At 60.6% G+C, this 23098-nt stretch carries 20 protein-coding genes; 9 read left to right on the forward strand and 11 right to left on the reverse strand.

Going from position 1 to position 23098, the window contains the following annotated elements; translation table 11 throughout:
- The first annotated feature begins 7 nt into the window (after positions 1 to 7).
- On the forward strand, positions 8 to 934 hold the full coding sequence (tal, locus tag ND528_RS11895) for a transaldolase (protein WP_016775468.1): 927 nt from the start codon (positions 8 to 10) through the stop codon (positions 932 to 934).
- A gap of 204 nt (positions 935 to 1138) precedes the next feature.
- On the opposite strand, the gene rssC is transcribed toward tal, so the two are convergent.
- The 3 genes from rssC to ND528_RS11910 all read right to left on the reverse strand — a co-directional run bounded on the left by rssC (position 1139) and on the right by ND528_RS11910 (position 3836).
- Positions 1139 to 1621, reverse strand: a complete 483-nt coding sequence (gene rssC, locus ND528_RS11900; protein WP_003226553.1) for an anti-sigma factor antagonist RssC — start codon at positions 1619 to 1621, stop codon at positions 1139 to 1141.
- A complete protein-coding gene (gene rssB, locus ND528_RS11905; RefSeq protein ID WP_130912523.1) occupies positions 1618 to 2802 on the reverse strand; it encodes a two-component system response regulator RssB in 1185 nt (394 codons plus the stop codon). The genes rssC and rssB overlap by 4 nt, the downstream gene beginning before the upstream one ends.
- 344 nt (positions 2803 to 3146) lie before the next feature.
- The gene (locus tag ND528_RS11910; RefSeq protein ID WP_016775470.1) at positions 3147 to 3836 is read right to left on the reverse strand and encodes an MlaA family lipoprotein; all 690 of its coding nucleotides are present in this window, start codon (positions 3834 to 3836) and stop codon (positions 3147 to 3149) included.
- A 199-nt stretch (positions 3837 to 4035) separates the two neighbouring features.
- Between ND528_RS11910 and ND528_RS11915 the strand changes: the two genes are divergently transcribed.
- Together ND528_RS11915 and ND528_RS11920 are read left to right on the forward strand one after the other, a co-directional pair.
- Entirely contained in the window at positions 4036 to 4656 is a 621-nt protein-coding gene (locus ND528_RS11915) for an HAD family phosphatase (RefSeq protein ID WP_130912522.1), read from the forward strand.
- A gap of 108 nt (positions 4657 to 4764) precedes the next feature.
- Complete coding sequence (locus ND528_RS11920; RefSeq protein ID WP_016775472.1) at positions 4765 to 5028, forward strand: DUF4404 family protein; 264 nt, start codon at positions 4765 to 4767, stop codon at positions 5026 to 5028.
- 187 nt (positions 5029 to 5215) lie between these two features.
- On the opposite strand, the gene queF is transcribed toward ND528_RS11920, so the two are convergent.
- On the reverse strand, positions 5216 to 6046 hold the full coding sequence (gene queF, locus ND528_RS11925) for an NADPH-dependent 7-cyano-7-deazaguanine reductase QueF (RefSeq protein ID WP_130912521.1): 831 nt from the start codon (positions 6044 to 6046) through the stop codon (positions 5216 to 5218).
- A 61-nt stretch (positions 6047 to 6107) separates the two neighbouring features.
- A complete protein-coding gene (gene copI / locus ND528_RS11930) occupies positions 6108 to 6641 on the reverse strand; it encodes a copper-resistant cuproprotein CopI (RefSeq protein WP_263470388.1) in 534 nt (177 codons plus the stop codon).
- Between the two features lie 166 nt (positions 6642 to 6807).
- On the opposite strand from copI, the gene ND528_RS11935 reads away from it, so the two are divergent.
- Positions 6808 to 7488 (forward strand): heavy metal response regulator transcription factor, encoded by a 681-nt coding sequence (locus ND528_RS11935; RefSeq protein WP_263470389.1) that lies wholly within the window; start codon positions 6808 to 6810, stop codon positions 7486 to 7488.
- Positions 7488 to 8837 (forward strand): heavy metal sensor histidine kinase, encoded by a 1350-nt coding sequence (locus ND528_RS11940; protein ID WP_263470390.1) that lies wholly within the window; start codon positions 7488 to 7490, stop codon positions 8835 to 8837. Before ND528_RS11935 ends, ND528_RS11940 begins: the two co-directional genes overlap by 1 nt.
- Before the next feature lie 97 nt (positions 8838 to 8934).
- On the opposite strand, the gene ND528_RS11945 is transcribed toward ND528_RS11940, so the two are convergent.
- From ND528_RS11945 to ND528_RS11955, 3 genes are all read right to left on the reverse strand, one after another.
- Entirely contained in the window at positions 8935 to 10179 is a 1245-nt protein-coding gene (locus ND528_RS11945; RefSeq protein ID WP_024013627.1) for a lipoprotein-releasing ABC transporter permease subunit, read from the reverse strand.
- Between the two features lie 63 nt (positions 10180 to 10242).
- Positions 10243 to 10941, reverse strand: a complete 699-nt coding sequence (gene lolD, locus ND528_RS11950) for a lipoprotein-releasing ABC transporter ATP-binding protein LolD (protein WP_024013628.1) — start codon at positions 10939 to 10941, stop codon at positions 10243 to 10245.
- Positions 10934 to 12184 carry a lipoprotein-releasing ABC transporter permease subunit gene (locus ND528_RS11955; protein ID WP_263470391.1) on the reverse strand — a complete coding sequence of 417 codons (1251 nt, stop codon included), beginning with the start codon at positions 12182 to 12184 and terminating at the stop codon, positions 10934 to 10936. The genes lolD and ND528_RS11955 overlap by 8 nt, the downstream gene beginning before the upstream one ends.
- Positions 12185 to 12278: 94 nt before the next feature.
- Here ND528_RS11955 and ND528_RS11960 point away from each other — a divergent pair, with 94 nt between their 5' ends.
- Together ND528_RS11960 and ND528_RS11965 are read left to right on the forward strand one after the other, a co-directional pair.
- Positions 12279 to 12860: a PilZ domain-containing protein gene (locus tag ND528_RS11960; protein WP_130909887.1), complete on the forward strand. Its 582-nt coding sequence runs from the start codon at positions 12279 to 12281 to the stop codon at positions 12858 to 12860.
- 14 nt (positions 12861 to 12874) lie between these two features.
- A complete protein-coding gene (locus ND528_RS11965) occupies positions 12875 to 13597 on the forward strand; it encodes a glycerophosphodiester phosphodiesterase (protein WP_008087738.1) in 723 nt (240 codons plus the stop codon).
- Positions 13598 to 13639: 42 nt separating this feature from the next.
- On the opposite strand, the gene sthA is transcribed toward ND528_RS11965, so the two are convergent.
- Positions 13640 to 15034 (reverse strand): Si-specific NAD(P)(+) transhydrogenase, encoded by a 1395-nt coding sequence (gene sthA / locus ND528_RS11970; protein WP_039760770.1) that lies wholly within the window; start codon positions 15032 to 15034, stop codon positions 13640 to 13642.
- A gap of 201 nt (positions 15035 to 15235) precedes the next feature.
- On the reverse strand, positions 15236 to 16282 hold the full coding sequence (locus tag ND528_RS11975) for an FAD:protein FMN transferase (RefSeq protein WP_263470392.1): 1047 nt from the start codon (positions 16280 to 16282) through the stop codon (positions 15236 to 15238).
- A 75-nt stretch (positions 16283 to 16357) separates the two neighbouring features.
- Here ND528_RS11975 and tcuC point away from each other — a divergent pair, with 75 nt between their 5' ends.
- The gene (tcuC, locus tag ND528_RS11980) at positions 16358 to 17656 is read left to right on the forward strand and encodes an MFS transporter (RefSeq protein WP_263470393.1); all 1299 of its coding nucleotides are present in this window, start codon (positions 16358 to 16360) and stop codon (positions 17654 to 17656) included.
- A gap of 172 nt (positions 17657 to 17828) precedes the next feature.
- On the opposite strand, the gene ND528_RS11985 is transcribed toward tcuC, so the two are convergent.
- On the reverse strand, positions 17829 to 19292 hold the full coding sequence (locus ND528_RS11985) for a glyceraldehyde-3-phosphate dehydrogenase (RefSeq protein WP_016775482.1): 1464 nt from the start codon (positions 19290 to 19292) through the stop codon (positions 17829 to 17831).
- A gap of 354 nt (positions 19293 to 19646) precedes the next feature.
- On the opposite strand from ND528_RS11985, the gene mfd reads away from it, so the two are divergent.
- Complete coding sequence (mfd, locus tag ND528_RS11990; RefSeq protein WP_263470394.1) at positions 19647 to 23096, forward strand: transcription-repair coupling factor; 3450 nt, start codon at positions 19647 to 19649, stop codon at positions 23094 to 23096.
- The last annotated feature ends 2 nt before the right edge of the window (positions 23097 to 23098 follow it).

Here is a 23098-nt window from a genome sequence, read left to right on the forward strand (position 1 = left end):
CACGCCCATGACTTCCAAGCTGGAACAACTCAAACAGTTCACCACCGTGGTTGCCGACACCGGCGACTTCGAAGCGATCGCCCGAGTCAAACCGACCGATGCCACCACCAACCCTTCCCTGCTGCTCAAGGCTTCGGCCATTCACGGTTACGCCGAACTGCTGAACGATTGCGTTCGCGACTGCAAGGGTGATGTCGGCCTGGCCAGCGACCGTTTCGGCGTCGCAGTGGGCAAGGAAATCCTCAACGTGGTTCCGGGCCGCATCTCCACCGAAGTGGATGCGCGCCTGTCCTTCGACCAGGATGCGATCCTCAAGCGTGCGCATCGCCTGATCGAGCTGTACGACAAGGCCGGCGTCGGCCGCGACCGAGTGCTGATCAAGATCGCCTCGACCTGGGAAGGCATCCGCGCCGCCGAAATCCTCGAGAAGGAAGGCATCCAGACCAACCTGACCCTGCTGTTCTCCTTCGCCCAGGCCGCCGCCTGCGCCGACGCCGGGGTGTTCCTGATTTCGCCGTTCGTGGGCCGTATCTACGACTGGTACAAGAAGGCCAACGGCAACGACTACACCGGCGCCGATGATCCTGGCGTGCAGTCGGTGACGCGCATCTACAACTACTACAAGGCCAATGACTACAAGACCGTGGTCATGGGCGCCAGCTTCCGTAACATCAACCAGATCGAACAACTGGCTGGCTGTGATCGCCTGACCATCAGCCCGGAACTGCTGGAGAAGCTGGCCGCCGATACCGGCAAGCTGGAACGCAAACTGGCGCCGGGCAATGCCGGTGAAGCGCGTCTGAGCCTCAACGAAGCGCAATTCCGCTGGTTGTCCAACGAAGACGCGATGGCCACCGAGAAACTGGCTGAAGGCATCCGTCAGTTCGCCCGCGACCAGGAGAAGCTGGAAGCGTTGCTGCAGGCCAAGCTGTGATTTGATTTGTAGAATGCAAAAAGGGCGAACCTTCACAGGTTCGCCCTTTTTTGTGGCTGTTGGAAATCGGTAGTGCCCGCCTTCGCGAGCAGGCTCGCTCCCACAAGGGATTTGTGAGTGATCTCGATTGTGTGTCGAATAAAGATTCTGTGGGAGCGAGCCTGCTCGCGAAGAGGCTGGCCTAAGCATCCTCAATTCACTGAATCAATGCCGCTCCAGCGCATTCACCAGATCATGAAACGCTTCACGATTGGAATCGTTCAGGCCCATGAGAATCTTGTGCGCTTCCAGCACCTTGATTCGCACCACTTCTTCGGATTGGTCCTGATCCGGCAGGTCGTCCAGGCACTCCGGGCACGGCACCGGGTGGTTGACGATGTTGAACACCTGCTCGAAGCCCATCGACTGCAAAAGCCGAGTGATGTCTTCGTGGGTGGTGACAACCGTCGGCAACAGGCCGACCTTCTGCCGCGACAGGATCGACAGTTTGGCCAGCAGGCCAAGGGTGGTGCTGTCGATGCTGCGGGTTTCGGTCAAATCGATCACGATCGCGTTGAAATTCAGCGCGGTGAAGATTTTCTCAATAGTCGCATCCAACGCCGAACACAGGGTCAGGCGAACTTCACCGACGAACTTCAGGACGAAGGTGCCGTCCTGCTCGGCGAACTGGATTCTACCGGTACTCATTGAAGATTCCTGCTCAACACCAACAGGGCGATATCATCCGGCATCTCCCCCAGCGTGGCCAAACCAAACACTTGCCGCAGACCATCCAGGCTGCCGCCCGCTGACTTCACCCGTTCGGGCAAAGCAGCCTCTTTTTCTTTGAGCGTTGCTTCCGGCAAAAGGTCCAGAATGCCATCAGACATCAGCGTCAGGCTGAACGTCGGCGGCAGCTCAAGCACGTGGTCTTCGTAGGTGGCTTCATTGAAAAGCCCCACCGGCAGGCCACGGCCTTCGAGATAACGAACACTGTCAGGCGTGTACAACACAGGCAAAGGCAGATGGCCGCCGATGCTATAGGTCAACAAACCGGTCTCCTCGTCGATGACTCCACCGACCATTGTGACGTGTTTACCCAGCTTACAACTGATCAGCCCCCGGTTGATATGACCGAGCACTTCCGAAGGCTTGAACTCCGGCAAGGTACCGCTGCGTTTCGACTCGAAGAGCAAACGCGTGGTCATGAACTTCAACAGCACGGTGACGAAGGCCGATGACGCGCCATGCCCGGAGACATCCGCCAGATAAAACGCGACCCGGCGTTCGTCAACGCGGAAATAGTCGACAAAATCACCCGACAGGTACAGCGACGGGATGATCTGGTGGGCAAAATTGAATTCGTCGATGCTCCACGGGCTTTCCGGCAGCATGTTCATCTGCACCTGACGACCGGCGTTCTGGTCTTCTTGGAGCAGGTTCAGGCTGGCTTCGAGCTCGCGGTTGGCCTTTTCCAGCTTCTCGCTGTAGCGCTGGTTTTCCAGCAGCAGCCGCGCACGATCCAGGGCCCGGCGCACGGAGTGCTCGAGCACAGCCAGATCTTCGAGAGGCTTGATCAGGTAATCCGCCGCGCCCAGGCGCAGGGCCTCGACCGCGTCGTTCATCACCCCGGCACCCGAGACCACGATCACCGGCGTCTCTGGCGAGCGCTCGGTGACCTGACGGATCAGTTCGAGACCGCCCATCTGCGGCATGCGCAGATCGCAGATGACCAGATCGGGCTCGTCTTGCTCGAATACCTGAAGACCCTGTTGACCGTTGCCGGCCTGCAGGACGCTGAAACCACTGTCTTCCAGATAGGCCGCGAGGCTCGCGCGCACTACCTCGTCATCATCGATTATCAGCAGCGTGGCACTGGTTTTTGGCATGTGGGCAAACGGCGCCAGAATTAGGTTGGCGTAGTGAGCGGGGCAACGGCCCTGCGCAGACTACTGGATTCGCTTTCTAGCCTCTCTGTTGCAGCGCTTTCAAGCATTCGCCTGGCGCGCGGTTTTAAACAGAGGTGCCCTTCTAAGGCGCAGACGGTACTCCCATCCGCAGAGCGTTTCAAGCATGCGCCGATTGTCGCTTGACGACTTTGTTTGTCAAATCACCGGGAGTTATAAGAACCGCTCCCACGGTAACCCGATGGAAGGTAGCGGCAGTCGCAGGCGACGCTCTGGCGCGGACAAAAAAGGCGACCCGAGGGTCGCCTTCCTGTCGCTGGTCGAAATCAGAAATCGTCTTCGACCTGACCGTCCTTCACCTTGAACTCGCGGTTCTGCAGGTAAGCGTTGCGGATGAAGGTGTATTTGTCGCCGCTGATCAGCTTCTCGCTCGACAGCAGGCTGGCGCGGGTGTCGACGATGTTCAGGCCGAAGATCGAGTTACGCGTCGGCACGTGGTCGATGTAGCGGTACGCGCCGGTGAAGCTGTCGACGTATTTCGACGGTGCGTCACGCAGGGTGCTCGGGCCCATCAGCGGCAGCATCACGTACGGCCCGCTGCCTACGCCCCAATAACCGAGGGTCTGACCGAAGTCTTCGTCGCTGCGGTTCAAGCCCATCTTGGTGCCGACGTCGAAGAAGCCGAGCAGACCGAAGGTGGTGTTGAAAATCAGTCGGGCGGTATCAACGCCCGCTGCAGCCGGCTTGGCCTGGAGGATGTTGTTCGCCAGGTTGGTGACGTCACCGACGTTGCGGAACATATTGTGAATGCCGTCTTCAACGAACTGCGGGGTGATGAACTCATAACCCTGCGCCAATGGCTTCAGCGCGTAGGTGTCAACGAAGTCGTTGAACTGGAAAATCGGCCGGTTGACGCTTTCCCAAGGGTCTTCTTCGGTGGCCGCCTGGGTGGCGAACGGCGCCAGCAACAGGCTGGCACATACACTTAGCTGAGTGAGCGAAGGGCTCCAGCGCATAGAAAAACTCCTTGGATTTGATACTGGCGCGGACCTCTCGGCCCAAGCATTAAGGCCGCTAGTATAAGCGTAAACGGCGATTTGGGCAGTGCGCCGCTGCAAGGATATGCAGGAAGTTTCCTACGCAGGCTTTCACCCGCCTGTCATGCAACTGTCACCCGCGCGGCCTAGTCTTGAGCGTTATTTCAGGGACGTTGCCATGACTCACGCCGAAACCTTGCCCGTCGCCGCGCCCGGCCTGACTGCCGTGCTGTTCGGCCTGAGCGGTTGCCTGGTGGATTTCGGTGCCCGCGCCGCGCAACAGCTCAACGCCCAGCCGGAACATGCCAAAACTACACCCGGCGCACTCGATAGCCTGAAAAGTTTGCAGCGCCAGGGAATTCCTTGCGCGTGGCTCGACGAATTGCCCCCTGCCCTCGCTCAGCCACTGGCCGCCTCGCTGCCAGACTGGATCAAACCGACGCAACATTCAGCAACAATGAATCCATGGCCAGCGCCCAACGCGTGCTGGCAGGCGTTGATGAGTTTGAACATCGACCGCCTCGACGGCTGCGTGCTGGTCAGCGGTGAGCCGCGCCTGTTACAGGCCGGTCTGAATGCCGGGTTATGGACGATTGGCCTGGCGTCCTGCGGCTCGCTATGCGGCCTGAGCCCGAGCGAGTGGCAGGCTTTGTCACAAAAGGAACGCGAAAAGTTGCGCGGCAAGGCAACCGTACAGTTGTTCGGCCTGGGTGTGCATTCGGTGATCGATCATCTCGGCGAACTGGACGCCTGCCTCGCCGACATCAGCTTGCGCCGCGCCAAAGGCGAAAAGCCCTGATCGGCGTCATGCAGGTTTACCGAGAGTGGATTAATCTAAAGGTCAGCCACAGACCTTTGGCGCGTGGCTGCGGTCAATGCCAGTGCCTATTGATAAAAGGAAACCACCATGCCCGCCCAAGAACTGCAAAAACAGCTCGATACCCTGCGCGAGCAGCTGGAACACAATCCACCGCTGTCGGAAGCCGAGCGTGAGGATCTGCATGCGCTGATGGCGCAGATCGAATCGGAAATCCAGCTGGAAACTGCCACCCAGGACGCGAGCATCGCCGACGGCGTGAACCTGGCGGTCGAGCGCTTCGAAGTCGAACACCCGGCGATCGCTGGCACCCTGCGCAATATCATGAATACGCTGGGCAGCATGGGCATCTGACGCCCCGCCGCACAAAAAAGCCCTGCCAGCGATGGCAGGGCTTTTTCATTTGCAAAATGTGCATGCTAGCCCTTGTGGGAGCGAGCCTGATCGCGAAGGCGTCGTGTCAGTCGACATCATCGTCGAATGAACCACCGCATTCGCGAGCAGGCCCACTCCCACAAGGGATATCGCACATTCCGTTTCTTTATTGACGTACGAGCCGGTGATTCGGCAGCTGCACCTGTTCAGTGCTGCGATACGGGTTGATATCCAGCCCACCCCGGCGCACATAGCGCGCAAACACCGTGAGTTTCTCCGGCTTCAACAACCGCTGCAGATCAAGAAAAATCCGCTCCACGCATTGCTCATGGAAGTCCGAATGCTGGCGGAAGCTGACGATGTACTCCAGCAGGCTGGCGTGATCCAGCGCCGCGCCGCGATATTCCACCACGACGCTGCCCCAGTCCGGCTGGCTGGTCACCGGGCAGTTGGATTTCAGCAGATGGCTGTGCACGCTCTCCTCGACCACGCGCGAATTGTCGCAACGCAGCAGCTCCGGACGCGGGTGCTCATAATTGCTCACGCTGATATCCAGATCATCGATGCACACGCCCGGCAACGCCACCACGCCTTCAGCTTCCACGTCTTTCAGACTGCGCACCCGCACGCCCACCGGTTTGCCGGCAGCGGCGGACAGATCCTTGACCAGCGTCGCTTCCAAAGTGGCGACGTCGGCGAACGGTGTCTGGTTCAGCGAGTTGAGATAGAGCTTGAACGACTTCGATTCGATGATGTTCGGCGAGTCCGCCGGAATGCTGAATTCAGCGATTGCCACCACCGGTTTGCCCGAGGGCAGCAGCCACGACAGCTCGAAGCAGTTCCAGAAATCCACGCCTTTGTACGGCAGGGTTTCGGCGGTCAGGCCCAGCTCGGCCCATTTCGCGGTGCGCGGAATCGGGAACAGCAGGGACGGCGTGTAGGTGGCGATGTATTCGCTGGATTTGCCCAGCGGCGAATGTTCGGCTGCGGGATGCATGGCGGAAACCTGACTGAAGAATCAGCGGATTCTACCAGCCTTTGCCCGCGCCTTTGAGTGCTTACTGACTGACTGTCAGTTTGCCGACCATGCCCGCCTGATAATGCCCGGGAATATTGCAGGCAAACTCGAGCGCCGTGGCCTTGCTGAAGGTCCAGGTCAACTCGGCGGTTTTACCAGGCTCGACCAGTACGCTGTTGGGGTCGTCATGCTGCATGCCATGGCCCATCGCCGCGTGATCCATGCCCGCCATGTCGTGGGACATTTCTTTCATGCCTGTCGGCGTAAGCATGCCACTCTGCTGCATCTGCAACATTTCCTGCTGGTGACTGGCATGCATCGCCGCATCACCGAGGTTGAATTCATGCAGTAACTGGCCTTTATTCACCAGCACAAAGCGAACCGTCTCACCGGCCTTGACCTGTATGGCTTTCGGGTCGAAGTTCATGTCGCCCATGACGATTTCGATAGTCCGCGTGGCCTGGCTCGCCGCTGCCGGCTGGCCGAAGGCGAAGGTGTGCGCCGGTGTCGCCCAGGCTGGCGTACTCAATGCCAGCAGACAGGCGGCTATTTTCAGGGAGGTGCGCAAAAACATGGTCGTACTCCAACAAGAGAAGGTTCAGCCTGTGGGAAACTCTAACCACCCAGGGCTGGCATCGACCTGACAGGCAGATTACAACTTTGTCAGCTTGGCGCTAATCGCCGGGTCTCACGGTATAACGCCTTCGCCCTTCCAAATACCAACCCCGCCCGAGTCGCCCATGAAACTGTTGATCGTCGAAGACCAAGCGAAAACCGGCCAGTACCTGCGTCAGGGCCTGACCGAGGCCGGATTCAATACCGAGCTGGTGGCTGACGGCATCAGCGGCCAGCAATTGGCCTTGAGCGGTGACTTCGCGCTGTTGATCCTCGATGTAATGCTGCCCGGGCGCAGTGGCTGGCAGATTCTCCAAGCGGTGCGCAGCGCCGGCCTCGACACGCCGGTACTTTTTCTCACAGCTAAAGACGCGGTGGAGGACAGGGTTCACGGCCTCGAACTGGGCGCCGACGATTATCTGGTCAAGCCATTCGCCTTCTCCGAATTGCTCGCGCGGGTGCGCAGCCTGTTGCGGCGTGGCAGCGCGATCGCCCAGGAAACCAGTCTGCAACTGGCCGATCTGCGCCTGGATCTGATGCGCCGTCGGGTCGAACGCAGCGGCCAGCGCATCGACCTGACCGCCAAGGAATTCGCCCTGCTGGAAATGCTCCTGCGCCGTCAGGGTGAAGTCTTGCCCAAATCGCTGATCGCCTCGCAGGTCTGGGACATGAATTTCGACAGCGACACCAACGTCATCGAAGTGGCGATCCGCCGATTGCGCCTGAAGATCGACGATGACTTTCCCAACAAGTTGATCCACACCGTGCGCGGCATGGGTTACGTGCTCGAAGAGCGTTCGCTGTGATGCGTCGTTGGTCCTTGAGCACGCGCCTGGCGCTGTTGTTTGCCGCTTGCACTGCGGTCGTCTCGCTGTTCGCCGGGGTGCTGTTCGACCGTGCCAGCGAGGCGCACTTCATCGAGCTTGACCAGCAACAACTGGAGACGAAACTGATCGGCCTGCGCCGCGCCTTGCAGGATCTCCAACCTGCCCAGCGTGAAGCGCGGCTGGCTGATGAACTCAGCCGTCAGGCCGATCTGTCGTTGCGCATTACCAGTGGCGACGGTCAGCACTGGTATGACAGCTCGGTGCAGATTCCGAAGAGTCTGCCGCTGCAAACCGGCCTGTCGACCATCAGCCATGACGGCACCGATTACCGCGTGCTGCGCGCCCCGCTCTACCCGGACACAGCGGATTCGCCGCAACTGACGCTGCTGCTGGACATCACCCATCACCAGCATTTTCTTGCGCGCATGCAGCATCTGATCTGGCTGACAGTCGGCCTGTCGGCGTTGGCCACTGCCCTGCTCGGGGCCTGGGCCGCGCGCAGCGGTCTGCGCCCGTTGCGCCGCATGAGCGCGGTGGCCCGTGGGATTTCTGCGCAATCGCTGAATGCCCGACTGCCTGAAGAGAAGATGCCGCCAGAGCTTGCGGAAATGGCCTACAGCTTCAACGCCATGCTCGCACGCCTCGACGACTCGTTTCAGCGCCTTTCGGCGTTCTCCGCCGACATCGCCCATGAACTGCGCACACCGTTGTCGAATCTGCTGACCCACACCCAGGTCACCCTCACCCGCCCACGCGCACTGGAGGATTACCGCGAAGCGCTGCACAGCAACCTCGAAGAACTGCAATGGATGGCGCAACTGGTCAACGACATGCTCTACCTTGCCAAGGCTGACCACGGCTTGCTGATGCCCAAGCGCGAACCGCTGGAGTTGGCGGATGAGGCCGACATGCTGCTGGAGTTTTTTGCGCCATTGGCGGAAGACGCTGGCGTGAGTTTGAGCCGTGAAGGCGAGGCGCGTATCGAAGGTGATCGCGGCATGTTGCGCCGAGCCTTGTCGAATCTGCTGGATAACGCGCTGCGGTTTACCCCCGCTGAGGGGCAGGTTCGCTTGAGCATCGTCGACGAGGGGGAGACCGTGCGCGTCTGCGTCGAGAACAGTGGCGAGGGGGTTTCAGCGCAATTACTGCCACGTCTGTTTGACCGCTTCTATCGAGCGGATCCGGCGCGGCAGGAAGGCAGCAGTGAGCATGCGGGGTTGGGGCTGGCGATTACGCAGTCGATCGTGCGGGCACATGGCGGGACGATTCATTGCGAATCGGAGGTGGGGTTTACGCGGTTTGTGATCCAGTTACCGAAGCAGAACTGAGGCCAGCAGGTCCGGCCCCTTCGCGAGCAGGCTCGCTCCCACAGGGAAATGCATTCCAACCGTGGGAGCGAGCCTGCTCGCGAAGGCGGTCTAAAGGTTACGAATATCTCAAGGCATGCGCCGGTTCGATCTTCGCCGCCCGCCACGCCGGATACACCGTGGCCAGGAAGCTCAGAATGAACCCCGCCGAGCAGATCAACAGCACATCGCCGCCCTGCAGTTCCGAAGGCAGGTTGCTGACGAAATACACGTCCGAACTGAAGATATGCTGGCCGGTCACGCGCTCGACCCAGCCGACCAGTTCGCTGACATTGAGCGCCGCAATCACGCCCAGCACGCCGCCAATGATGGTGCCGACAATACCGATCACCGTGCCCTGGACCATGAAGATCGCCATGATCTGCCGGGGCGTAGCGCCGATCGTGCGCAGGATGGCGATGTCGGCGCCCTTGTCGTTCACCACCATGATCAGCGTCGCGATGATGTTGAAAGCCGCCACCGCGACGATCATCAGCAACAGCAGGCCGATCATGGTTTTTTCCATCTTCATCGCGCTGAACAGGCTGCCCTGGGTGTGGGTCCAGTCGTCAGCCTTGAAGTCAGCGCCGAGGCCACCGGCGATGTCCGCAGACACTTTCGGTGCCGCGTACAGATCCTTGACCGCCAGCCGCACGCTCTGCACCTGATTCGGTTGCCAGTGCTGCATGGTCGCGGCATCGGCGACATGAATCAGGCCCATCGAGCCGTCCAGCTCGGCGCCGACCTTGAACACGCCCACCACATTCAGGCGCTGCATGCGCGGGGTGATACCGCCCGGCGCGGTGCTGACTTCCGGGACGATCAGGGTGATCTTGTCGCCGACATTGAGGCGGAAACGCCGCGCGGTGATCTCACCGATCACCACACCGAATTCGCCCGGCTTCAATGCATCAAGACGCCCCTGGACGATGTGCTGGGCAACGATCGACACCTTGCCTTCCTGGGCCGGATCAACGCCGCTGATCTGGATCGGCTGCATCGAACCCTTGTAGGACAGCATGCCTTCCATCTCGGTGAACGGCACGGCGGCAGTCACTTCAGGATTTTTCATCGCGGCGGCGGCCACCGGCTGCCAGTCATCGATCGGCTTGACCCCAACGATGGTGGCATGGGGCACCATGCCGAGGATGCGCGAGCTCATCTCGCGCTGAAAGCCGTTCATCACCGACAGCACCACGATCATCGCCAGCACGCCGAGGGCGAGGCCGATCATCGAGGTCATCGAAATGAACGAAACAAAGCGATTGCGGCGCTTGGCGCGGGTATAGCGCGTGCCGATAAAGATCGATAACGGTCTGAACATTCGCTGGGGCACCGTATAGAAATAAAAGACCCGGCGCCGTTACGGGCGCCGGGTTTCAGCCAGTCAGATGGGAGTGAGGCAACCTTCCTGCAACTGCAGGACGCGGTCCATCTGGCGAGCAAGGTTCATGTCGTGCGTCACCACCAGGAACGCCGTGCGCATCGAAGTGCTCAGCTCCAGCATCAGGTCCTGGATGCCTTCGGCGGTGTGCAGGTCAAGGTTGCCGGTCGGCTCATCGAGCATCACCAGCCCCGGGTTGTTGACCAGGGCACGAGCGATGGCCACGCGCTGACGTTCGCCGCCGGACAATTCCGCCGGCTTGTGTTCCAGACGATGGCCGAGACCGACGCGCTCCAGCAATGCCGTGGCACGCTGACGCGCCTCCGGAATGGCGGTCTTGCCGATCAACAGCGGCATGCAGACGTTCTCCAGCGCGGTGAATTCCGGCAGCAAATGGTGAAACTGATAAACGAAGCCAAGCGCGCGATTGCGCAGCAGGCCACGCTTTTTCTCGCTCAACGCAGACAGTTCTTCACCGTCGAGCCAGACGCTGCCCTTGCTTGGCGTATCGAGACCGCCGAGCAGGTTGAGCAAGGTACTCTTGCCGGAACCGGATTTGCCCACGATCGCTACACGTTCGCCCGGGTGCAGCTCCAGTTGCAGGCCGGCCAGCACTTGTACCGACTCCGGACCCTCCTCGTAGGACTTGCCCAGATTACGGCAGCTCAGAATTGCTTGTTCACTCATGCCCGACTCACTCATAACGTAACGCCTCCGCCGGCTGGGTGCGCGCGGCACGCCAGGCGGGATACAGGGTGGCGAGGAAACTCAGGACCAACGCAGCGGCGCAGACCATGACGACGTCCTGGCTCTGGACCTGCGAAGGAAGATAATCAATGAAATACACGTCAGCATTAAGGAACTTGTGGCCGATCAGCCCTTCAAGCGCCGAAATGGCCGCACTGACATTCAGCGCCGCAAGGACCCCGACCACCGCGCCGATCGCCGTGCCGACCACGCCGATTACCGTGCCCTGAACCATGAACGTGCGCATGATCGTGCCCGGAGTGGCGCCAAGGGTGCGCAGAATGGCGATGTCGCCCTTCTTGTCGTTGACCACCATCACCAGCGTGGAAATGATGTTGAACGCGGCAACGGCGACGATCAGCAGCAACAGCAGCCCGATCATGGCTTTTTCCATGCGGATCGCTTGATACAGGTTGCCGTGGGTGCGCGTCCAGTCGCGGGCGTAGTAACGATCTTCGCCGAGCTGCTGGGCAATGTTCCACGCCTCGCGCGGCGCCTGGAACAGGTCGTCGAACTTCAGCCGCAGGCCCTGCACCTGATCGGCTTTCCAGCGGTGCATTTTCGCCAGATCCTGCAGATTGGTCACGCCGAGGTAGCCGTCGAGCTCACCGGCGCCGACATGGAAAATCCCGACCACGGTGAAGCGTTTCATGCGCGGGAACATCCCGGCCGGGGTCACGCTGACCTCCGGTGCGACGAAAGTAACCTTGTCGCCAATGCCGACGCCGAGCTTGGTCGCCGCCTTGTCGCCGATGACGATGCCGAAGCTGCCGGGTGTCAGGTCGTCGAGTTTGCCCTGCTTCATGAAGTTGTCGATGATCGACACATTGCGCTCGAGCGCAGGATCAATGGCATTGAGCAACACCTTGGAAACCTGACCGTTGTTGGTCAGCAGGCCCTGCATCTGGGTGAACGGCGCCACCGCCGTCACCTGCCGGTTCTGCTTGACCTTGTCGGCCAGGCTTTGCCAGTCGTTGATCGGCTCGCCGGTCTCGAGAGTGGCGTGGGGCACCATGCCCAGCACGCGGGTGCGCATCTCATGGTCGAAGCCGTTCATCACCGACAGCACGACGATCATCACGACCACGCCAAGGGCGAGCCCGATCATCGAAGTCAGGGAAATGAATGACACAAAATGATTGCGACGCTTTGCACGGGTATAACGCGTGCCGATAAATACGAAGAGAGGTCTGAACATGTCGGGGCTTGTTCGGAGGGAAAAGGAACGTCCTTGTGGCGGGGGTCGAAAACCAGCTTTACACTCAGACCACCGCCGCTACCATGGGTTCGCCATGTCGACATTAGATGAAGAAGATCGCCGCGAATACTACCGTATCGAGGACACGATCGCACTGGAAATTCGGCCCCTGTCCGCTCCCGAAGCCGCAGGCCAGGAAGTGTTGCAGGATGCTTCCCCACTCTTCAACCTGCTCAGCGAACTGCACCTGAGCGAATTCGAGTCGCAGCACCTGTTGCGGCAGATCAGCGAGCGCGACCGCGCCATCGCCGCGTTCCTCAAATCGCAGAACAAACGCATCGACCTGCTCAGCCAGGTGATCGCCCTGACCGTGCTCGGCCACATCGGCGAGCCGCAGCCGGTGATCATCTCCGAGGGCGGGATCGACTTTCAGTACCCGACCCCGATTGCCACCGGCGCACACCTGTCGGTGAAGCTGGTGCTGATGCCGCAGGCGCTGGGCCTGCTGCTGCGTGCCCGGGTCACCCATTGCGATCCGAAGGGCGATGGCTTTGACGTCGGCACCGAATTCGAGCGCCCGACCGATGCCCAGCGCCAATTGCTCGCGCGCTACATTTTGCAAAAGCAGGCTCAGGAACGCCGTCTGGCCCGCGAACAGAACGAATCTGGCATTTAACTTAAGGAAGCACCGTGACCCTCATCTACGGCCACCGCGGCGCCAAGGGCGAAGCACCGGAAAACACCCTGAGCAGCTTTCAGGAATGCCTCAAGCACGGCGTACGCCGCTGCGAACTGGATCTGCACCTGTCCAAGGACGGCGAGCTGATGGTCATTCATGACCCGACCCTCAAGCGCACCACCGACCGCCGCGGCAAAGTCGTCGAGCACACCGCCGCCGAACTGGTGACCTACGACGCACGCAAGGGCGGCCCGGGCTGGATCAAGCCGTGCCCGATTCCGACGCTGGAAGAGCTGTTCGAGCAATGTGATTTCGAGCACTGGCAGCTGGAAGTCAAAAGCGCTTCACGCACCCGCGCGGCGACTACCGTGCTGGCGATTCGGGAAATGGCTCAGCGCCACGGCCTGCTCGACAAGGTGACGATCACCTCGAGTTCGCGGGAAGTCTTGAAGGCAGCGCTGGATCTGGTACCGGACGTATCCCGTGGCCTGGTGGCCGAATACGCCTGGCTCGATCCGTTGAAGGTGGCGGCCAGCTACGGCTGCGAAATTCTCGCGCTGAACTGGACGCTGTGTACGCCGGAACGCCTGCAGAAGGCGCAGCGTCAGGGCCTGCATGTGTCGGTGTGGACCGTCAACGAGCCTGCGCTGATGCGCAGACTCGCCGACTTCGGCGTTGACAGCCTGATTACAGACTTTCCCGGTTTGGCCACTGCCACCCTTGAGAATTGCTGAAATCGGTCTCCCCGGCCGGCTCAGGCCACCGGCCGGAGCCCGTCAAAAAAGCCGGTTGAGGCCGTCGTACGCCGCTACCCGATAGGCTTCGGCCATGGTCGGGTAGTTGAACGTGGTGTTGACGAAATACTTCAGCGTATTCAGCTCACCCGGCTGGTTCATGATCGCCTGACCAATGTGGACGATCTCCGACGCCTGGTAACCGAAGCAGTGCACGCCGAGCACTTCCAGCGTTTCGCGGTGGAAGAGAATCTTCAGCATGCCTTGCGGTTCGCCAGCAATCTGCGCCCGCGCCATGCTCTTGAAAAATGCTTTGCCGACTTCGTACGGCACTTTCGCCTGGGTCAGCTCCTGCTCGTTCTTGCCGATCGAGCTGATCTCCGGAATGGTGTAGATGCCGGTCGGCACGTCATTGACGAAACGCCAGCTGCCATTGTCGACGATGCTGCCAGCAGCCGAACGCCCCTGGTCGTGGGCGGCACTGGCCAGGCTTGGCCAGCCGATCACGTCACCGGCGCCGTAGATGTTCTCTATGCAGGTGCGGTAGTTCTGGTCGACTTCGATCTGGCCACGGCTGTTGACCTTGACCCCGATGTTTTCCAGACCCAGGGTGTCGGTGTTGCCGGTACGGCCGTTGCACCAGAGCAAGGCGTCGGCCTTGATCTTCTTGCCGGATTTCAGGTGCAGGATCACGCCGTTGTCCACGCCTTCGACGCGGTCGTACTCTTCGTTGTGACGCACGGTGATGTTGTTGTTGCTGAAGTGGTAGCTCAGCGCCTGGGAAATTTCCGAGTCGAGGAAGCTCAGCAACTGGCCACGGTTGTCGACCAGCTCGACCAGCACACCCAGACCACTGAAGATCGACGCGTATTCGCAACCGATCACACCAGCGCCGTAAACGATCAGTTTGCGCGGGGTGTGGCCGAGGCTGAGGATGGTGTCGCTATCGTAGATGCGCGGGTGGTGGAAATCGATGTCCGCCGGGCGATACGGACGCGAACCGGTGGCGATGATGATGTGCTTGGCCACCAGCTTCTCGACCACGCCGTTGCCGCAGACCACTTCGATGGTTTGCTCGTCGGCGAAGCTGCCGGTACCGAAGAACACGTCGACGCGGTTACGGGCGTAGTAGCCGGTGCGCGATGCGACTTGTTTGGAAATGACTTTTTCGGCGCTTTTCAACACGTCCGGGAAGGAGAACCAGCGTGGCTCGCCGATCGCGCGGAACATCGGGTTGGTGTTGAACTGCATGATCTGCCGCACCGAGTGACGCAGTGCCTTGGACGGGATGGTGCCGAGGTGGGTGCAGTTGCCGCCGACCTGACGACGGCTGTCGACCATCGCGACCTTGCGCCCCGCTTTGGCGGCGTTCATTGCCGCGCCTTCTCCCGCCGGGCCGGAACCCAGTACCACCACGTCGTAGTTGTAGACAGCCATGCGTACTCCTCAGAACAGGCCGCGGTGCCAGCAGCACCGGCGGCTAAATCACGCCGAACGGCGGCGCGAAGGAACAATTGGGGGCCAGTGAAGAACCCGGACACAGTCTATAGAAGCGTCAACGCCGCGCACATTAACCCTTGGTCGCGTCGTAGGCTACTTTTGCCTGCACTACAACGCCAGCTTTCGTCTTGTCTTCGGTCAGTTTTTTTCACCGACAAGCTGCGTAAATGCCTGACTGCTGCGGCTGACGAAACCTGTATCGGCACGCAGGACAAAGAATGCAGCAATGTCATGCTTTTGGGCATAGTCCTGCGCCCTTTCCGGCCCGAGAATCAGCAACAGCGTCGATAGTCCATCGGCCATCAGCGCTGAAGGATGAATCACCGTGACTGACGCCAGGTCGTGTAGGACCGGTCGCCCGCTGCGGGCATCGAAGGTGTGGGAGTAACGCCGACCGTCCTGCAGAAAATAGTGGCGGTAGTCACCGGAGGTGGACACGCCGTAGCCATCGACATCGATAATCCAATCCGCCACTTGCTGGTCATCGCGAGGCTCTTCGAGAGCGATGCGCCACGCTGAACCATCCGGCTTCTTGCCCCGGGCTTTGAGTTCGCCCGTGGCTTCGACCAGGTAATTGTCGATGCCCATGCCCTGCAATCTGGCAGCAATGATATCCACGGCGTAACCGGCGGCAATGCTGTTGAAGTCGACTTCGACGGCGGCGTCCTTGCACAACCGCTCGCCATCGATGCGCAGGTGCTGATGGCCGACCCGCTGCATGACCTCGGCCACAGCGGCCGCATCAGGGACCTTTTCTTCGCGTCCTTGCGGGCCGAATCCCCAGAGGTCCAGCAGCGGTTCCACGGTCAGGTCGTAGGAGCCTTCGCTTTGCGCTGAAAGCTGTTCGCCGATGCGGACCAATTCGAGCACTGCTGCCGGCATGGCTTGGCAGCTATCGGCGGGCAAGGCGTTGAAACGTTCGATGGCGGAGTCACTTCGGTAAGTCGACAGCTGTTGATCGACTTCACCGAGGATGGCCTGCACTTCGCCGCGCACCATTGAAGGATCGGCGACCCCGGCGTGGCGCACGTACTTGACCGACCAGGTGCTGCCCATGGTCGAACCGCCAACCTGTTCCAGGGAATCGCCGCTGCCGCAGCCGCCGATTGCCACCGCCAACACCACAGGCCCCAACCAGCGTCCAGTTAACAATTCTTCATCTCCCCGCAAAACCACGGCGGCCATTATGAACTACAAGCGCCCGCTCGCTTCCCCATGGCTGCAACGCCTTTATACAAAATTGAACAGTGAGTACCTCCCATGTCCTCCACCACGGGCAAAGGCAAAGCGATCTTTCGCGTTGTCAGCGGCAACTTCCTCGAAATGTTCGACTTCATGGTCTACGGCTTCTATGCCACGGCCATCGCCAAAACCTTCTTCCCCACCGACAGCGCCTTCGCTTCGCTGATGCTGTCGCTGGCGACCTTCGGCGCCGGCTTCCTGATGCGCCCGCTGGGGGCAATTTTCCTCGGCGCCTATATCGACCGTCACGGACGGCGCAAAGGACTGATCATCACCTTGGCGATGATGGCCGCCGGTACGGTGCTGATTGCCTGCGTGCCCGGCTACGCAACGCTCGGTGTCGCCGCGCCGCTGCTGGTGTTGTTCGGCCGTTTGCTGCAAGGCTTCTCGGCGGGCGTGGAGCTGGGCGGTGTGTCGGTGTATCTGGCGGAGATTTCAACGCCGGGGCGCAAAGGCTTTTTCGTCAGTTGGCAGTCGGCCAGCCAACAAGCTGCGGTGGTTTTTGCCGGCCTGCTCGGCGTTGGTCTCAACCACTGGCTGAGTCCGGAACAGATGGGCGAATGGGGCTGGCGCGTGCCGTTTCTGATTGGCTGCATGATCGTGCCGGTGATTTTCTTCATCCGTCGCTCGCTGGAAGAAACTCCGGAATTCCAAGCGCGCACCCACCGCCCTACCCTCGGCGAAATCGTCCGCTCGATCGGGCAGAACTTCGGCATCGTCATTGCCGGCATGGCGCTGGTGGTGATGACCACGGTTTCGTTCTACCTGATCACTGCCTACACGCCGACGTTTGGCAAGGCTGAGCTGCATCTGTCTGATCTGGATGCGCTATTGGTGACCGTATGCATCGGCTTGTCGAACTTCTTCTGGCTACCGGTGATGGGCGCGGTATCCGACAAGATCGGCCGAAAACCCTTACTGCTGGCGGCGACGATTCTGGCGATTTTGTCGGCCTATCCGGCGCTGTCGTGGCTGGTGGCGAACCCCAGCTTCAGCAATTTGCTGATTGTCGAACTGTGGCTGTCGTTCCTTTATGGCTCGTACAACGGCGCGATGGTGGTGGCACTGACCGAGATCATGCCGGTGGAAGTGCGCACGACCGGTTTCTCGCTGGCGTACAGCCTGGCGACGGCTACATTCGGCGGCTTTACCCCGGCGGCGTGTACCTACCTGATCCACGTGCTGGACAACAAGGCAGCACCGGGGATCTGGCTCAGTGGCGCGGCGGTGCTGGGGCTGATTGCGACACTGGTGCTGTTCCGTGGCAATCGGCATGAGTTGCGCGCGGCGCAGGCTTCGGTAGCCAGCGGCGCCTGACAGAATGCTTTCGCGAGCAGGCTCGCTCCCACAGAAGATTGTGAACGACACTGATCCAGTGTGGGAGCGAGCCTGCTCGCGAAGAGGCCGGCAAGGACGCCGAAGATCCAACAGGCCCATAAACAAAAACGCCCCGACAAAATGCCGGGGCGTTTTCATTCAAGCCTGAGGCTTAGCGCGGGAACGCTGGCGGATTCACATCAGCCATGTCTTCCATCACGCGTACCACCTGGCAGCTGTAGCCGAACTCGTTGTCGTACCAGACGTACAGAACAACACGGTTGTCCTGCACGATGGTCGCTTCAGCATCGACCACACCGGCGTGACGCGAGCCGACGAAGTCGGTCGACACCACTTCCTGCGAATTGACGAAGTCGATCTGCTTGTGCAGCTCGGAGTGCAGCGCCATGTAGCGCAGATACTCGTTCATCTCTTCACGGGTGGCGGCTTTCTCAAGGTTGAGGTTGAGAATGGCCATCGACACGTTTGGCGTCGGCACGCGGATCGCGTTACCGGTCAGCTTGCCGGCCAGCTCAGGCAGAGCCTTGGCAGCAGCGGTAGCGGCGCCGGTCTCGGTGATCACCATGTTCAGCGCGGCGCTGCGACCACGGCGATCGCCCTTGTGGAAGTTGTCGATCAGGTTCTGGTCGTTGGTGTACGAGTGAACGGTTTCGACGTGACCGTTGATGATGCCGAACTTGTCGTTGACCGCTTTGAGCACCGGCACGATGGCGTTGGTGGTGCAGGAAGCAGCCGAGACGATCTTGTCGTCAGCGGTGATTTCACCGTGGTTGATGCCGTGAACGATGTTCTTCAGCTTGCCCTTGCCAGGCGCGGTCAGAACAACGCGGTCGATACCCGGGCAGGCCAGGTGCTGACCCAGGCCATCGGCGTCACGCCAGACACCGGTGTTGTCCACCAGCAGCGCGTCTTTGATGCCGTACTGGGTGTAATCCACCTCGGTCGGGTTCTTCGCGTAGATCACCTGGATCAGGTTACCGTTGGCGGTGATGGTGTTGTTTTCTTCATCGATGGTAATGGTGCCGTTGAACGAACCGTGTACCGAATCGCGACGCAGCAGGCTGGCGCGTTTGGTCAGGTCGTTCTCGGCGCCTTTGCGCACAACGATGGCGCGCAGACGCAGGCCGTCGCCACCACCGGTTTTCTCGATCAGGATGCGCGCCAGCAGACGGCCGATACGACCGAAGCCGTAAAGAACAACGTCGGTGCCTTTGCGGGCCGAAGCGTTCTGCTGGCCAACCACGTCAGCCATCTCTTCACGCACGAACTGCTCGGCGCTGCGGCCGTTGCCTTCATTGCGGAATTTGAACGCCAGCTTGCCCAGATCCACCGACGCCGCGCCGAGCTTGAGCTCGCTCATGGCCTTGAGCAGTGGGAATGTTTCGTGGACGGAGAGTTCGCTGTCGTCCGAAGAACGGTGGCGAGCAAAGCGGTGAGCTTTGAGAATCGCGATGACAGACTGGTTGATCAGGCTGCGGCCATAGATCGAGCTAACCACGTTGTTATTGCGGTAGAGCTGACCGATAAGCGGGATCATCGCTTCTGCGAGTGCTTCACGGTCGATCCATTCACCAAGACACTGGTCGGGCTTCTGAGTCACGGTAACCTTCCACATGTAGGGGCAGAAAAAAGGGGCTACATTATGCCGCCGACAAGCCCTTTCAGCAATGCGCGCTTGTCGCGCAATCGGTAACAAATTCCCGTTCAAAAAATTTACGCCCTTCTCCAGCCCAATAAAACCGGGGCTTTCAGCGCAGTCAATTTTTCGACGACTGTTAGACGATGTCTGTAACCCTCCGTAACACCACCCGGTTTCGGCACTACATAACCATGAAAAAAGTGCTCGTTTTTATGGTTACCACTACATTTCGTCCAAACCATGAAGATAGACGCAGTCTGCAACTGACAGGCGGCACCGGAGGCCGCTACAATTACCGACTTTGTCGCAACGCCTGGAGCTCAACCTTCCGTGCCTGTTCTGCGTCTACCGCTACTCCCTGCCGAAGCAGGTAAACAGCACTGGGGCAATCTGCCCGGTGCCGCCCTCAGCCTGGCGATTGCCGAGGCTGCCAGCGCTGCCAAGCGCTTTACCCTGCTGCTGACCGCCGACAGCCAAAGTGCCGAACGGCTGGAACAGGAGCTGAGTTTCTTCGCCCCGGATTTGCCCGTACTGCATTTCCCAGACTGGGAAACCCTGCCCTACGACCTGTTCTCGCCGCACCAGGACATCATCTCCCAGCGCATCGCCAGTCTGTATCGCCTCCCGGAACTGGCCCACGGCGTGCTGGTGGTACCGATCACCACCGCTTTGCATCGCTTGGCGCCGACCAAGTTCTTGCTCGGCAGCAGCCTGGTGCTGGACATCGGCCAGAAACTCGACGTCGAACAGATGCGTGCGCGGCTCGAGGCCAGCGGCTATCGCTATGTCGACACGGTGTACGAGCACGGCGAGTTCACCGTACGCGGCGCGCTGATCGACCTGTTCCCGATGGGCAGCAAGCTGCCGTATCGCATCGACCTGTTCGACGACGAAATAGAAACCCTGCGCACCTTTGATCCGGAAACCCAGCGCTCGATCGACAAGGTCGAGTCGGTCAAGCTGCTGCCGGCCCGCGAGTTTCCGTTGCAGAAAGATGCAGTCACCCGCTTCAAGGCGCGCTTTCGCGAGCGCTTCGACGTCGACTTCCGCCGCTGCCCGATCTTTCAGGACCTGAGCAGTGGTATCACCCCGGCCGGTATCGAGTACTACCTGCCGCTGTTCTTCGACGAAACCTCGACGCTGTTCGACTACCTGCCCCAGGACACCCAAGTGTTCTCGCTGCCGGGCATCGAGCAGGCGGCGGAAAACTTCTGGAACGACGTGCGCAATCGTTACGAAGAACGCCGTGTCGATCCTTCGCGTCCTTTACTGCCACCGGCCGAACTGTTCCTGCCGGTGGAAGACTGCTTTGCGCGCCTGAAGAATTGGCCGCGAGTCGTCGCCAGTCAGCAGGACGTTGAAACCGGTGTCGGCCGTGAGCGCTTCCCGGCCCATGCGCTGCCGGACCTGGCCATCGAAGCCAAGGCCACGCAACCGCTGGCGGCGCTGGCCGGCTTCCTCGAAGAATTCCCTGGTCGTGTGCTGTTCACCGCCGAGTCGGCGGGTCGTCGCGAAGTCCTGCTGGAGCTGTTGGAACGCCTGAAGTTGCGGCCGAAAACCGTCGACAGCTGGCCAGACTTCGTTGCCAGCAAGGATCGTCTGGCGATCACCATCGCCCCGCTCGACGAAGGTCTGCTGCTCGACGACCCGGCGCTGGCGCTGGTGGCGGAAAGCCCGCTGTTCGGCCAACGAGTCATGCAACGTCGCCGCCGCGAGAAGCGCAGCGACGTCAGCAACGATGCGGTGATCAAGAACCTCACCGAGCTGCGCGAAGGCGCGCCGGTGGTGCACATCGATCACGGTGTCGGCCGCTATCTGGGCCTGACGATTCTGGAAATCGACAATCAGGCCGCCGAATTCCTCACCCTCGAATACGCCGAGAACGCCAAGCTCTACGTGCCGGTGGCCAACCTGCATCTGATCGCACGTTACACCGGCAGCGACGATTCGCTCGCGCCGCTGCACCGCCTCGGCTCGGAAACCTGGCAGAAAGCCAAGCGCAAGGCCGCCGAGCAGGTGCGTGACGTAGCCGCCGAATTGCTCGACATTTACGCCCGTCGCGCCGCCCGCGAAGGTTACGCCTTCGCCGACCCGAAGGCCGATTACGCCACCTTCAGTGCCGGTTTCCCGTTCGAAGAAACACCCGATCAGCAAGCCACCATCGAGGCCGTGCGCGAAGACATGCTCGCGCCGAAACCGATGGATCGCCTGGTCTGCGGCGACGTCGGCTTCGGCAAGACCGAAGTGGCCATGCGCGCCGCGTTCATTGCCGTACACGGCGGTCGTCAGGTGGCGATTCTGGTGCCGACCACCCTGCTCGCCCAGCAGCACTACAACAGCTTCCGCGACCGCTTCGCCGACTGGCCGGTGACCGTGGAAGTGATGAGCCGCTTCAAGTCGGCCAAGGAAGTCAACGCGGCGATCGCCGATCTGGCGGAAGGCAAGATCGACATCGTCATCGGCACACACAAGCTGCTGTCCGATGATGTGAAGATCAAAAAACTCGGGCTAGTGATCATCGACGAAGAACACCGCTTTGGCGTACGCCAGAAAGAACAGCTCAAGGCCCTGCGCAGCGAAGTCGACATTCTGACCCTGACCGCGACGCCGATTCCGCGCACGCTGAACATGGCGGTATCGGGCATGCGCGACCTGTCGATCATCGCCACGCCGCCGGCGCGACGCCTGTCGGTGCGCACCTTCGTCATGGAACAGAACAAGAGCACGGTCAAAGAGGCCCTGCTGCGTGAACTGCTGCGTGGCGGTCAGGTTTACTACCTGCACAACGATGTGAAGACCATCGAGAAATGCGCCGCCGACCTCGCCGAACTGGTGCCGGAAGCGCGCATCGGTATCGGCCACGGGCAGATGCGCGAACGTGAACTCGAACAGGTGATGAGCGACTTCTACCACAAGCGCTTCAACGTGCTGATCGCCTCGACCATCATCGAGACCGGCATCGACGTGCCGAGCGCCAACACCATCATCATCGAACGCGCTGACAAGTTCGGCCTGGCCCAGCTGCACCAGTTGCGTGGTCGTGTCGGCCGCAGTCACCACCAGGCCTACGCCTACCTGCTGACGCCGCCGCGCCAGCAGATCACTTCCGACGCGGAAAAGCGTCTGGAGGCGATCGCCAATACCCAGGACCTCGGCGCCGGTTTCGTCCTGGCCACCAACGACCTGGAAATCCGTGGCGCCGGCGAACTGCTCGGCGATGGCCAGAGCGGGCAGATTCAGGCCGTCGGCTTCACCCTGTACATGGAAATGCTCGAGCGCGCGGTGAAGTCGATCCGCAAGGGCGAGCAGCCGAACCTCGATCAACCGCTTGGTGGCGGGCCGGAAGTCAATCTGCGGGTGCCGGCGCTGATTCCGGAAGATTATCTGCCGGATGTGCATGCGCGGTTGATTCTGTATAAACGCATCGCCTCGGCCACCGACGAGGAAGGTCTCAAGGATCTGCAGGTGGAGATGATCGACCGCTTCGGCCTGTTGCCGGAGCCGACCAAGAACCTGGTGCGGATCACCGCGCTGAAATTGCAGGCGGAAAAGCTTGGCATCAAGAAAGTCGACGGTGGACCGCAAGGCGGACGCATCGAGTTCGAAGCGCAGACACCGGTTGACCCGATGACCCTGATCAAGCTGATCCAGACGCAGCCCAAGCGCTACAAGTTCGAAGGCGCGACGATGTTTAAATTCCAGGTGCCGATGGAGCGCCCGGAAGAACGTTTCAATACTGTCGAGGCGCTGTTTGAGCGTCTCATCCCGAAATCCGCTTGAAG

Origin of the sequence: Pseudomonas mercuritolerans, assembly GCF_025706525.1 — a bacterium.
Classification (GTDB): Bacteria; Pseudomonadota; Gammaproteobacteria; order Pseudomonadales; family Pseudomonadaceae; genus Aquipseudomonas; species Aquipseudomonas mercuritolerans.